At 47.9% G+C, this 13,523-nt stretch carries 8 protein-coding genes; 3 read left to right on the forward strand and 5 right to left on the reverse strand.

Annotated elements, in window-relative coordinates; genetic code table 11:
* The first annotated feature begins 4 nt into the window (after positions 1-4).
* Together CLV58_RS17330 and CLV58_RS17335 are read left to right on the forward strand one after the other, a co-directional pair.
* Positions 5-634 carry a DUF305 domain-containing protein gene (locus CLV58_RS17330; protein ID WP_106139095.1) on the forward strand — a complete coding sequence of 210 codons (630 nt, stop codon included), beginning with the start codon at positions 5-7 and terminating at the stop codon, positions 632-634.
* 137 nt (positions 635-771) lie between these two features.
* Positions 772-1,263 (forward strand): DUF305 domain-containing protein, encoded by a 492-nt coding sequence (locus tag CLV58_RS17335; protein WP_245882366.1) that lies wholly within the window; start codon positions 772-774, stop codon positions 1,261-1,263.
* A gap of 79 nt (positions 1,264-1,342) precedes the next feature.
* Here the strand turns inward: CLV58_RS17335 and CLV58_RS17340 are convergent, their stop codons facing one another.
* The 4 genes from CLV58_RS17340 to CLV58_RS17355 all read right to left on the reverse strand — a co-directional run bounded on the left by CLV58_RS17340 (position 1,343) and on the right by CLV58_RS17355 (position 8,085).
* Positions 1,343-4,162 (reverse strand): multicopper oxidase domain-containing protein, encoded by a 2,820-nt coding sequence (locus CLV58_RS17340; RefSeq protein WP_106139097.1) that lies wholly within the window; start codon positions 4,160-4,162, stop codon positions 1,343-1,345.
* Complete coding sequence (locus tag CLV58_RS17345) at positions 4,162-4,674, reverse strand: DUF305 domain-containing protein (protein ID WP_106139098.1); 513 nt, start codon at positions 4,672-4,674, stop codon at positions 4,162-4,164. The genes CLV58_RS17340 and CLV58_RS17345 overlap by 1 nt, the downstream gene beginning before the upstream one ends.
* Before the next feature lie 398 nt (positions 4,675-5,072).
* The gene (locus CLV58_RS17350) at positions 5,073-7,340 is read right to left on the reverse strand and encodes a heavy metal translocating P-type ATPase (protein WP_106139099.1); all 2,268 of its coding nucleotides are present in this window, start codon (positions 7,338-7,340) and stop codon (positions 5,073-5,075) included.
* 121 nt (positions 7,341-7,461) lie between these two features.
* On the reverse strand, positions 7,462-8,085 hold the full coding sequence (locus tag CLV58_RS17355; protein ID WP_245882367.1) for a helix-turn-helix domain-containing protein: 624 nt from the start codon (positions 8,083-8,085) through the stop codon (positions 7,462-7,464).
* A gap of 541 nt (positions 8,086-8,626) precedes the next feature.
* Here CLV58_RS17355 and CLV58_RS17360 point away from each other — a divergent pair.
* Entirely contained in the window at positions 8,627-10,786 is a 2,160-nt protein-coding gene (locus CLV58_RS17360; protein ID WP_245882372.1) for a heavy metal translocating P-type ATPase, read from the forward strand.
* Between the two features lie 673 nt (positions 10,787-11,459).
* Here the strand turns inward: CLV58_RS17360 and CLV58_RS17370 are convergent.
* A complete protein-coding gene (locus tag CLV58_RS17370) occupies positions 11,460-13,511 on the reverse strand; it encodes an ATP-binding protein (protein ID WP_106139100.1) in 2,052 nt (683 codons plus the stop codon).
* Positions 13,512-13,523 lie beyond the last annotated feature (12 nt).

Genomic DNA, 13,523 nt, shown 5'->3' on the forward strand with positions numbered 1-13,523 from the left:
CGAAATGAAAAGTAACGCATTAATGAAGGTGGGCTTCGCTCTTCTGATGGCGGGGACTATGACTGCCTGTACCAAAAACAATGACGGTATTACTCCGCAGGCACATGATGATAATGTGTATCAGCAAATTATGCACGCCAACATGACACAGATGAACGCCATGAAAATGACGGGAGATGCTGATCATGACTTTGCGATGATGATGCAGATGCACCACCAGGGAGCCATTGATATGGCTAATCAGGAATTGAAGGCAGGTAACGATCAGACCATGAAAACGATGGCGCAAAATATCATTACCTCCCAGACTACGGAGAAGGCTCAATTTGCCCAATTCATAAGTAGCCACACGCCGACGGCATCATCGGCCGGCCAGGCCTTCGACATGATGGCGATGCAGGATATGGATAAAATGATGAAAGCACAGGATACCCGTATTCTGACAGGCCGGTCCGATGTAGACTTTGCCGCGCTGATGATTGATCACCACCAAAGTGCTCTCGATATGGCACAGAATGAATTGAAATACGGCACAGTCAACACCATGCGACAGATGGCTCAAAAGATTATCGACGAGCAAAAAACCGAAATTAGTCAGTTTCAAGACTGGCTTATAACAAACAAGCCATACTAACTGATCGGTCCACCGCGAAACAATCGTGTATCTCTAACCAGACAAATTCAATGAAAGCACCCCTTTTTGTAGTAGCTGGGCTAAGTGCAATGTTACTGCTCGCCAAACCCATATTGGCCCAAAACACCAGTAATGCCATGATGAAATCTATGCAGTCGGGCATGAACAAGATGATGAGCATGAAAATGACCGGTGATCCCGACCACGATTTTGCCATGATGCTGAAAGAGCACCATCGGTCGGCGGTAGAAATGGCGGATATGGAGATCAAGCAGGGCAGGAACGCGCAGGTAAAGGCACTGGCTGGTAAAATTAAAGCCAGCAACCAGAAAGAGATCAAGGAACTCGACCAGTTCATGAGCAGCCACAAGCCGCAGTCGGCCTCGTCAAAACTGGGGCAAAAGGGCATGGAAATTATGCACGGTGGCAGCCATTCGATGAACGGCAATGTAGATCATGATTTTGCCAGTATGATGGCGCAGCATCATCAGCAGGGCGTAGACATGGCCCGTGCTTTCCTGAAAGAAGGGAAAACGGAAAAAATGAAGTCGATAGCCAACAACGTTATCGGGATGCAGACTAAAGAAATGGCTGAACTGAAAAGGCTGGAGAGCAACCTGAAAAGCTAACCCTTATACACCCGCAAAAAAAGACCGCTATCTCAGAGATAGCGGTCTTTTTTTGCGGGTGAAATCACCTCTAAACGCGTCAAAAGTTGTAGCCTAAGCCACCGGCGAACGTCTTATATCGGGTGTCGTAATCTGTATGAAGAAACAGATTTTTAGTAACGGTGTATTGCAGTTCCACGTGCGCCCGCAGGTAGCCACCAACTAGCCATTGCGTCTGATACTGAAAATCAAGCCTGGGAAACAGCATCTGCTGGCCACTGAGTTGAAACCGGACGTTGCCCCGTGTATCTAGTTTAACTTCTGATTGGATCAGAAACGGCAACATGTACCGAATACCAGCTACAGGACGGATAATTCGACGACCTTCGGCAGGTAGTACGCCATCTTCAGGACGTACCCGGCGTAGAAACTCCTCATTCCCGCCATCAATGCCGGCAAAGACCCGAAACCAGTCGCCAAAATATCGTTCGTAGTCCAGATCGAACTCGAACTGGTTGGTGCGCCAGTTGTGATCGCCCCCCGCAACAATCGCATTTTTGTTATTGGATACGTTTAGGGCAAAGTAATTGAGTGGGTAGCCTAGTTGCAGATAACCCCATGTGAACGGCTGGTTGTCGCGCATGTCGCGCAGGTGCAATTTTTGAATGCTGGCAATGGATGAATCGGGCTTATCGCCGTAACTCACCACGCGGGCCATGCCACTCAGCATATGGTACAACAGATGGCAGTGAAAAAACCAGTCTTTGTCGTCGTCGGCCATAAACTCGATGGTAACGCTTTGCATGGGCGATACGTTTATGGTATGCTTCAGGGGAGAATATTGCCCTTGTCCATTTAGTACCCGGAAATAATGGCCGTGCAGGTGAATGGGGTGCATCATCATCGTGTTGTTCATCAACTGCATCCGCACAATTTCGCCCCGGCGAATTTGAATCATGTCGGCGCGCGAAAGTGGTTGCCCATTAAATCCCCAGATATAGCGGAACATATTGCCGGTCAGGGTCAGCGGTATCTCGCGGATGGGGTGATTAGCGGGAAAGACAATTGGTTCGGGTGATTTGAGGATGCCGTAGTCAATGGTATTTAACTCGTCCATCATGCTCATTCCCTTCATCCCAGCCATATCGCCAGACTTGGCATCCATGTTCATGTTGGTGTGATCCATTCCCGCCATATCATCCGGCTTATTGCTGTCTGTTTTCTTGTTGGGCATCGAATCCATTTTCATGGCCATTTTACTGTGATCCATACCGGGCATGGATGAGTGATCCATTTGCCCGTGATCCATGCCCGTCATAGCCATCTTACCATCTTTGGTTGTGTTCATGCCACCCATGTTCATACCGCTATGGTTCATACCATCCATCGATCCAGCCGGTTTTGTGGGTCTAGCAGCTTTTTTTGCCGGAGCGGGCTTCCCATCTGTCGGCTTTCTACCCATATCCATCTGGCTGTGATCCATTCCGCGGTCCGACGTTTCGGCCATGCCGTCCTGCTTTTTCGGCTTGGTAGGTGTGGCTTGGGTTGGACTGGACTGCCCCATCTGCATCTGACTATGGTCCATCCCACCCATGTCCTTTTTTTTCGAGGCCTGTTTTGTCAGATTTACAGCCTGCTGGTTGGCATTCTGATTCATCCCGGGCATATCGTGTATCATGGGGCCGTTCATGCTCATGTTAGCCTGGGCCGTCGTGTCGGTGTGGCCCATGTTCATTGTGCCCATACCCATGCCGCCCATCCGGCTCATGTTTGCGGTAAGCTTATAGAGATCGGGGCGGGGAATGGTCGGCGCGTACTTCGCCGGGCCAGTTCCCAACAGGGCAGTTGCATAACCCGAACCATCCTGTGCGGACGCACGAACCTCGAAAGCTCCGCCTTTAGGCACAGTAATCAGGAAGTCATACGTTTCGGCAATGGCAATCAGCCGACGGTCAACGTCCACTGGCTGAACGTCCAACCCGTCGGCAGCAATCAGCTTCATCGGTCCACCTGCGTAGTTTACGTGGAAGTAGGTGGATGCGCTGGCGTTGATGACCCGCAACCGTACCGTTTGGCCAGCCTTAATTTCCGGGTAGCGGACAGTGTCTCTGCCGTTGATTAAAAAGCGTTCATAATATACATCCGAAATGTCCATCGGGGCCATTTTCATCATCGACTGCCGTAGGTACGCGCCCACTGCCTTATGCTGAATGATTCGATTTAGCGACTGAACGTTTCCTCTTCGGATCGAGTACCATTCGTTGCGCCGTTTCAGATTTTTAAGAATGTAAGCCGGATTCTCGGTAGTCCAGTCCGACAGCAGCAGCACCAGATCGTGGTCGACTTTGTAGACCGGACGCTGGGGCTGGATTACGATCGACCCATATACGCCAACCTGCTCCTGATAGCGAGTGTGAGAGTGAAACCAGTACGTACCCGATTGCACCAGCGGATATTCAAACGTATAGGTGTCGCCCGCCTGAATTGGGGGCGTGTTTAGATAGGATACGCCGTCCTGTTTATTGGGGAGCAGGATGCCATGCCAGTGCAGCGAAGTTTCCGTTTTTAGTTTGTTTTGTACCCGGATGATGGCAATATCCCCTTCCGTAAATCGCATGGTGGGACCGGGAATCCCACCGTTTATGGTCATCCCTTTTATAGACTTACCTGTCAGGTTGACCGTCTGTTCATCAATGACCAAATCATACGTTACCCGTTTTCCCGTTGGCTTCACATTAGCCAGCGCCTGGGGCCGCGATACGGGTAAACTTGTTTTGACGGTGGAGAAATTCGACTTATCAGGATTATAAGATTGCTGAGTCGACGAGTTGGCATCGGGTATCGTGTGTTGCTGATGCTGTCCATAGCTGTATGTGAACAGCATTGTTACACCCAAGAGTGCGAAAAAATAGTGTTTCATTACTTATTCAGTTCAGCTAGTTTATTCTTCATCTGCCTAATCTCTTTCTCCTGCGCTGATATAATGTCCTGTTGTAATTTTTGTAACTCAGGATCGCTCAGTTTAGCCTTTTTAGCCATCAGAATCGCTGCGGCATGGTGCGGAATCATCGACTTGGTAAACTCCTTATCGCCCACAGCTATTTGAAGACGAATGAGCCAGAAAAAGCCCCCCAGTCCAAGGGTGCTAACCGTGATAATCAGAGCATTTCGCTGTTTATTTGTGTACATGGACGACATCAGCATCACCTCGATGATGAGCATCGGCATTGTCATCAGGCCGGCCATATAAAACTGATTGACGTTAGAAATAACATTGTCAAAACGGTCGACCATCGAGTACATCAGAACGTACATCGAGATGAACGATAAGACAGCCATGACGGCCAATTTGCCGTACTGGTTTTGGTTGGCCAGCGGATGGCCTTGATGTCCCAACTGAGCCCGATCAGTAAGGTATTGGTGTGTTTCCATAGGTTATCTTATTGACTATTATGTATAACTAGCAAGCCGCCCTGCCGGATGGCAAAGCGGCTTGTAAGATTGGAGCAACCTGTTTATAAAACTTTTGGCCATTACGGCTGAGCACTGGGTTCGGCTCGATAACCTGCGTGGTTACCGCTTTTTGGATTTATTAGGCAATTCGGTTGGCTGTTGTCTGAAGGGGCAGGGGCTTATCGGGGCCGTTACCGTCCATATCCCAGCCGTCAACCTGCCGTAGCGACGGTCCAATGCGATTCAAGACTAACGTGACAGCCGCCACGCAGCTGCTTCATTTAATACTCGTCTTGAATCGGAGCGTCGAACCGATTCAACGTTTCCATACTCGTCAGTTTTTGTGATGCCTATTTGTTCGTAACGAACCTCATTCGTTAGAGTTTAGCAGCCCTCAACCGCAGACTGTTACTGACTACCGACACTGAGCTAAGGGCCATTGCTGCCCCGGCAATCATCGGATTGAGCAGAAAGCCATTGATGGGATACAGCAATCCGGCAGCAATGGGAATGCCGATCAGGTTGTAGATAAATGCCCAGAATAGATTCTGACGAATAGCCTGTACGGTCTTTTTCGAGAGTTGCAGGGCTTTGGGTACACTGTTCAAATCGGAAGTGATGAGTGTCATCTTGGCTACGTCCATGGCAATGTCGGAACCTCGGCCCATTGCGATGCTTACGTCGGCCTGCGCCAGGGCCTGCGAGTCATTGATACCGTCGCCGATCATAGCCACCACTTTACCCTGTACCTGTAACTCTTCGACGAATGCAGCTTTATCAGCGGGTGAGACCTCGGCCCGAAAATCGTTTAGACCAACGGCCCTGGCAACGGCTCCGGCCGTCTGCGCATTGTCGCCGGTCATCATGTACACGGCAATGCCCCGCTTTCCCAGGGTATGAATGGCTTCGCGGGAGGTTTGCTTCACTGGGTCGGCAATAGCCAGAACCGCCAGCACGCGCGTCTGATCGGCAAAGTACACGACCGTTTTCGCTTCGTTCTGCCACTGTGCCGCCTGTTGCCCAACACTCGAGTCAAGGGAGATTCCGCGTTCAGCTAGCAGACGACTGTTGCCCACAATATACGTGGCGTTTTCGTAGAGGCCCGATACGCCCCGACCCGTCAGGCTATCGAATCCGTCGATGGTCGTTCCGTTCATGCCATCAGTCCGTAGTCGCTCTACTACCGCATCAGCCAGCGGATGTTCGGATTGAGCCTCCAGCGCGTATAACACCGGCATTAACCGGGCTACCTCATCGTCGCCCACCTGCCAGGACATGTCCGTTACAGTCGGTTTACCTTCAGTTATGGTGCCGGTTTTGTCCAGTACGACGGCATTGACTTTGTAGCCAAGCTCCAGACTTTCCGCATCCTTGATGAGAATGTTGTTATCGGCTCCTTTCCCTACCCCGACCATAATGGCTGTGGGGGTGGCCAGGCCCAGCGCACAGGGACAAGCGATGACCAGCACCGTCACGGAAGTTAGCAGGGCGTGCGTAAACGCATTTTCTCCCCCGAATAACATCCAGGCCGCAAACGTCAGTAGGGCGATACCAATGACAACCGGCACAAAGATACCGGCAATCTTATCCACTAATTTCTGAACCGGAGCCTTACTGCCCTGTGCTTCCTGCACCATGCGGATAATTTGCGCCAGCACGGTTTCTGCGCCTACCTTTTGTGCCTTGAAGCGGAACGAACCTTTTTGATTGATTGTCCCCGCAAAAATTGAGTCGCCGGTTTGTTTCGCTACTGGAATGGCTTCCCCCGAAATCATGCTCTCATCCACGAACGATTCGCCGGTTTCAACGATACCATCCACCGGGACTTTTTCACCCGGCCGCACGACGATAACCTGACCGACACGTACCTGAGCAATGGGCAATTCGCGTTCGGCACCGTCCTCGACAATACGTACCGTTTTCGGTTGCAGGCCCATCAGCTTCTTAATAGCTGAGGATGTATTTGATTTGGCCCGTTCTTCGAGCAGCTTGCCCAGCGAAATGAAGGCGATCACGACCGCAGCCGCTTCATAGTAAACGTGGGGGTGCAGACCCCGGCTATGCCAGAAATCTGGGTAGAGCGTGTTGAACGTACTGAAAAGGAAAGCAATGCCCGTTGACAGTGCCACCAGTGTATCCATATTGGCCTTACCGTGCCGGGCCTGTTTCCCGGCATTTACAAAGTAGGACCGGCCCAGCCAGAACACCACCGGTGTAGACAGAGCCATCATAATCCAGTTGACGTAGGGGGCCGGTCCGGCGTTCCGGTCCATGAAAAACATACCCAACATGACCACTGGAACGGATAGAATACCCGCCAACACTGTTCGCTTCTTCAGCGATTCGTAGTACCGCTGCTGCGCTTCCTGCTGTACCTGCTGCGGATCTTCAACATCGGCTATTAAATCGTAACCAATTGATTGCAGCACCTGCTGCATTCCAGCCGGGGTAATGGCTTTGGCGTCATACTCAACCGTAGCCGACTGGTTGGCGTAATTCACGGCGGCTTTAAGCACACCTGGCGTGTTATTGAGCATCGACTCGACGCTAACGGCGCAGGCCGCGCAGGTCATTTCCAGTACTGGAAACGTTTGGCGGGTCAGCCTTGCCGGGGCCGGGGATTTTATGGGTTCGGTCGTCGTCATCGTATTGTCAATTTACATGACAAAGGTCGACATACCTGCCACCCCCTCCGTTACACAATTACCCCGATGGCTTGTGAGATTTTGGACAACTCGCTCTACGTGGTACGTCGACGGTCAGCCGCTATTGGTCAATACCAGTCGGCACGGCTGATTCCTCTGACTCATGTTGCAGCGCCTGTTTCTCCCGACGTACTTGGCGGAAATACGAAGGGGTCAGCCCAGTCTGCTGTCGAAATTGATTGGAGAGGTGTTGAACGCTGCTGTAACCCGTTCGGTGGGCAATCTCGGTAAGCGTCAGGTCCGAGTAGACTAAGCGCTCCTTAACCTTGTTGATGCGCCGGAGAATGATATATTTTTCTAAGGTAATACCCTCCGCTTTGGTGAACTGACCGCTGATTGTATCGTAATCTGACTCAAGCGACTCCTGAAGCTGTGTAGATAAACGAGACTTATTTTCACTGAGATCATCCTGGGTAAAATAGGCATCTACGAGAATTTTAACCCGTTGATGAACTGTTTGCTTAATGTCGTTGATCAGGCTAAATCCCTGTTCAATGAATATGGATCTTATTTTTTCTACATCCTCGGCTGATAGAGGACCACGTAACGTAAGCTGCCCTAGTTGAATACTGAGAACATCGAAGCCCGCTTGTACTAATTCGTGGTTTGCTACCGCGATACATCGATCGCAAACCATGCCTTTTACACGCAAGGATACTATCGTGTGACTGTCCGTTTGCATCATCGTTGTTCCTGGCTTTATTAGTGATTTTATCAAATTAACATCGTGGGCTCACCGCTATTACAAACGACTTTTTACAATAAATACGGCTTTGATTTATAATACAACAAACAAAGCTATTATTCTGGGTCAGAAAAGGGCTTGCAGAATTCGGGATTGTTCTTGCAGAATTTTTGTGGTGTGCGCCTTTTAACTTTTGTGCGTGTTACACGAGGTAGCAGAGCTTATCGACCGTCTCGATTCACCCTTTGCTTCTAACCGAATCAGCCCTATGAAATATCAACACCGGTTTATGGTGCACGGCCTAACAACCAAGGAACAGGCCGAAGCTATTCGAAATGTTTTGGTCGGGCAGGAGGGCATATTAAATGCCGAGGTAACGATTGATCCGCCCCAGGCTGCACTAACGGTTGAGCATCGTCCCTCCCTGACAGATATACAGCGGCTGGTTTCTACAGTCGGATCATTTCATGTCATGGAAGCCCAGGATGAGTCAGCCTCCTCGCATGCTGATCATCCTGCCACTGAGCCGCCTATACCTTTTATGCATCACCACGTAGCGCATCAAACCGCGTCGACTGACGAACCGCCTGCTGAGCAACAGGCCCTGCAACACATTGGTCACGACGGACACAGCGGACCGGATGATAACCTGAAACACCAGGGCGGTACCGGTATGGATCACGGACATATGAACCATGCCGATATGGATCACAGCCAGATGAAGCATGGAGCCGGACACGGTGACCACGATCACGGCGCGATGATTGCTGACTTTTTGCGCCGATTCTGGATATGTTTAATCCTGTCGGTACCGGTGGTGGCGTTCTCGATGATGTTTCAGGAGTTGGTTGGTTATCAGTTGGAAGTTCCATATCGTGAACCCCTCGTTGTTGTGCTTGCATCGGTAATCTATATCTATGGCGGCTGGCCGTTTCTGACTGGTATGATTGGCGAACTGCGAACCCGTCAACCGGGCATGATGACCCTGGTTGCCGTGGCTATCACAGCCGCTTACGCCTACAGTGTGTCTGTTTCGTTCGGCTGGCTGCGTGGAATGGATTTCTTTTGGGAACTGGCTTCGTTAATCGACATTATGCTGCTGGGTCATTACCTGGAGATGAAATCTGTAGCCGGCGCTTCACGGTCGCTGGAACTGATCATTCAGATGTTGCCCGCCGACGCCCACAAAGTATCCGGGGAAAAAATCACCGACGTAAAGGTAGATACTCTGAATATCGACGATATCGTGCTGATCCGGCCAGGCGAACGGGTTCCGACTGACGGTGAGGTCGTGGAGGGAGATAGCGCAATCAATGAAAGTATGCTGACGGGCGAAAGTGTACCGATACAAAAAGGACCACGTGACAGCGTGATTGCCGGGGCGGTCAACGGGGAAGGCGCACTTCGGGTTCGCGTTACGCACAAGGGTGAAGACAGCTACCTTAATAAGGTCGTTCGCATGGTGGAGGAGGCCCAGAACGGCAAGTCTCAAACACAGACATTGGCGGATCGGGCCGCTGGCTGGCTTACGCTGGTTTCTTTGTCGGTCGGTCTGCTGACCCTTTTTGCCTGGTTGATCGCGGGAAAGGAAGTGTCTTTTGCGGTGGAACGTATGGTTACGGTCATGGTCACGGCCTGTCCGCACGCGCTCGGTGTCGCCATTCCACTGGTGGTGGCAATTTCTACAGCCATTTCTGCGCAGAAGGGACTACTGATTCGTAACCGCACTGCCTTCGAAGAGGCTCGCAAAATCACAGCGATGGTTTTTGACAAGACAGGTACGTTAACAGAAGGTGAATTTGGGGTGAACAGAATCAGGGTGCTGGTTCCCGATATGGACGAAGCAACATTTTTAAGCGCGGTAGCCGCTCTGGAACAACCTTCACAGCACCCTATCGCGCAGGGCATCGTCCGGGAAGCCAAAAAACGCGACCTCGACCTGCCCGCTATCAGCGATTTTCAATCCATTACGGGCAAAGGCGTATCAGCAACGGTGTCCGGTCGGCGGGTATTGGTCGTCAGTCCGGGCTATCTGAAAGAAAATGGTATCGAACAGCCAGAGGATGCCTTCGGTAGTGGAGCTGAAACGGTTGTATTCGTGCTGTTTGATGACCAGATGGCGGGTTACGTTGCGCTAGCCGACAAGATTCGTGAAGACTCCAAAGAGGCTGTTCAGCGGTTGCAGCAATCAGGCATTAAGGTATATATGGCCACAGGCGATAATCAGAAAGTGGCCGACGCTGTTGCAAAGGAATTAGGGTTGGATGGGGTTTTTGCTGAAGTGTTGCCCGACCAGAAAGTAACTATCGTGAAAGACTTGCAGGCCCAGAGCGGTCCGACGGGTCGGCAGTTCGTAGCCATGACCGGCGACGGAGTCAACGACGCACCAGCCTTGGCGCAGGCCAACGTGGGCATTGCCGTAGGTTCCGGTACCGACGTTGCCGCCGAAACCGCTGACATCATTTTGGTCAATAGCCGCCCCACCGACATTACCAATTTAGTCGAGTTCGGTAGAGCTACGTACCAAAAGATGATCCAGAACTTATTTTGGGCAACGGGCTACAACATCGTCGCCATTCCGCTGGCAGCCGGTGTACTCTATCCCAATTTTGTCCTTAGCCCCGCCATCGGTGCTGTGCTGATGAGTGCCAGCACAGTGATCGTAGCTCTAAATGCGCAATTGCTAAAGCGTAAGGGGTAAATCTAAAAAAAGGGAGCAAATTCGTCACTTCAACTACACATTGAATTAGTAAATACAGTTGATGGGTATAGTATGGGAAGTATGGGCATTACCGAACAAACTTTTATTCTGCTGGAGCGCTTTAACACGGTACTATGACAAGTGTAGCGGGCCGATTTGGCCAATTTTTTACTTACATTTTTAGCTGATTAAGGCTTATTTTGCAGCATGGAAGCCATGCCCGATCAATTGCCCACTCAGCCCGATCAATCGGTGATTCAAAAACAGCGCGTGGAGGACGCCACAGATTTTCTAAGTATCTGTGATCGCCTGTCTACGGGTTACGACAGTGGGTACTACTGGGAAGACATCCAACGAGCCTTACGGATTGCAGCTGGCTTAGAGAAGTGGCCTGGCTAACTGATATAAACCAACTCTTTTATTCCTGAAATAACTAAAATTAACCATTATTGGGGGGTACCTACATTCGTACGGAATGTTTCATTAGAAGCGAGTAAATTACTAAAAATATGTACTTCGTACCATTAATTTAAGACGTCAATTAGTGCACTTTTACTGCCAGAAACAGACATTATCAGAGATGATTTGTATAAATAATTCTCAAGTTTACAACAGGCGTTAAGGATGCCGTACTGGCTGTGTATGGCGTACTCTTCTACAGAACTTTCCTACTTCAAACGGATATTCCTAGCCTTTCAAAAAGTATTCGATTTCTATTTCTTGCATCTTTAACTAGCTTTTGATAAGAAATCACCTCTATATAGGCATTAAATTGTTTGTGATAGTAAAAATAACCCATCCCATCTGGCGTGATTATATAGTCTCTGGTAGTTAGAATATTAATAAGTTTAGGATTGAAATCACAAATAACATAGGCATAAAAAGGTATTTTGTCCTTATCAGAAACCTGAATAAATTTACCTCTTCTATCTAACGCCGAACCACTTCTTAACTTACCAATATAATCTATCACCTGATCAACAGGATTCTTTTTCTCATCCCTGTCCGAATAATCATTCCGCTCAGGTTTCTTGAACTCCACTATAATAAACGAGTTAAAAGGGGCCTCTTCATTGACAAAGGCAAAGCTGCTATTAAAAATAAATAAGTCCGGTCGATCAGTCGTTTTAATATTTTCTAGAACAGGCATGTCAGCCATTGGTTTATCGGATGCCAAGTAATAGTGATAGGCAAGCCGTTCATCGATGAGCCATAAGTTTTGTTGTTCATATTTTACATCATCAGACTCTTTCTTTATAGGAAAGAAAATTTCATGAATTGTTTTTTCGCTCTGAAATTTATCTCCTTCCTCACCTAAATATTTATTTAATAAATCAATAATTGCTCGTCTATGTATGACATACTTAACTAGATTCGATTTGCCAATATCATTGGATTGTTCCAGATACTGATCGTAAGCTTTCTGATACTCCTCAACGTTCTTATAGTCATGGCCATTTAGCACTTCATTACCTAGAATCTTCGTATCAAGTTCCAGTTTCTGTTGTATCTTAAATAGTTCGACATCAAGTTTTTCTCCCGTCAGAGTAGCTGGTAATTTTTTCACTTCATCCTCTTTATACTTTAACACGTATTTGAATTGAGGAGCATATTGTTCGACATGTTTTTTAACAGATGCCATCTTTTGCTCTCTAAGCGCTGCTAACGGAATTTTTAGTTCTTCTTCCAGTTCGTGTTCTATTTGTTTTTTTATATCCTCAAACGTGACAATATAATCATAGGGAGCATCTTCCTCATTGTCTGGAAAATTAAACCGTGTTCGCTCATTCCCGACGTTATTGTCCAAGTATGTGGAGGTAATGTAAACCTTGAGGTTCTTTTGATCACTTTCTACTAAATAGACATTACTTTTTAAATCAGGAATATATTTGCTGATAGGTTCATTGACAACATCCCTAGAGTTTCCACAATAATGTACCCGGTGACCACCTTCGGTTTTATCCACTAACAATAAATTAAGAGTAAACTCAGTATTTTTAATTTTAAAGGTTCGTTTAATTAAGTTAGGTAATAAATCTATACCAAACTTTTCCTGTAACGTAACCTGATTTCCATTTGTATCAATGATCGTAATGATCGGGCATTTACCTTCAATAAAATAGATAAAGAAATGCTCTATTATAAGTTCTGCTATTTCATCAATTGACTTCGGGCAGTGGTTCTTATATTCATCATAAAATGAATTAAGTATGACTTTAGTACCTGACTCTTTCCTAGCCTCTGATTTTACAATGGGCTCTTCATCAAAGCCCTTACCATAAGCTTTTAATGTGAAATTTCTAATTTCAGTTTCGCCTAAATTATTCTGATAGGTGCTACTATATTCTATTTTTTTAAATGCTTTTAAACAGACAAATCTCCCAATACCTTTTGATCCTTTATCTTCTTTATAATCTGATTCTGCCGTGAGGAACGATTTATAATTTCGTTCATTAAAGCCAATGCCATTATCCGTAATAATAAACGATTTAATAAAATACTGATTTACATCACCGAGAGAAACTAAGGCTTCGTCATGACCTTCCCGATCAAGTGTTATATTTATTCTTCCTTTTTTAGAAGGGCCTAGCTCTTCAATAGCATGTATTGAATTGCTGACAACTTCAAATAATGGCCACAAAGCTTTTTTTAGGGGTAGATTCAGATTGCGTACTCTCCCAGCAATGTTGGTTATAAATTCGTTATTTGAAATGACAGCTTCCATTAGAAAAAAAGG

The sequence above is a fragment of the Spirosoma oryzae genome, from assembly GCF_003002825.1.
Lineage (GTDB): Bacteria > Bacteroidota > Bacteroidia > Cytophagales > Spirosomataceae > Spirosoma > Spirosoma oryzae.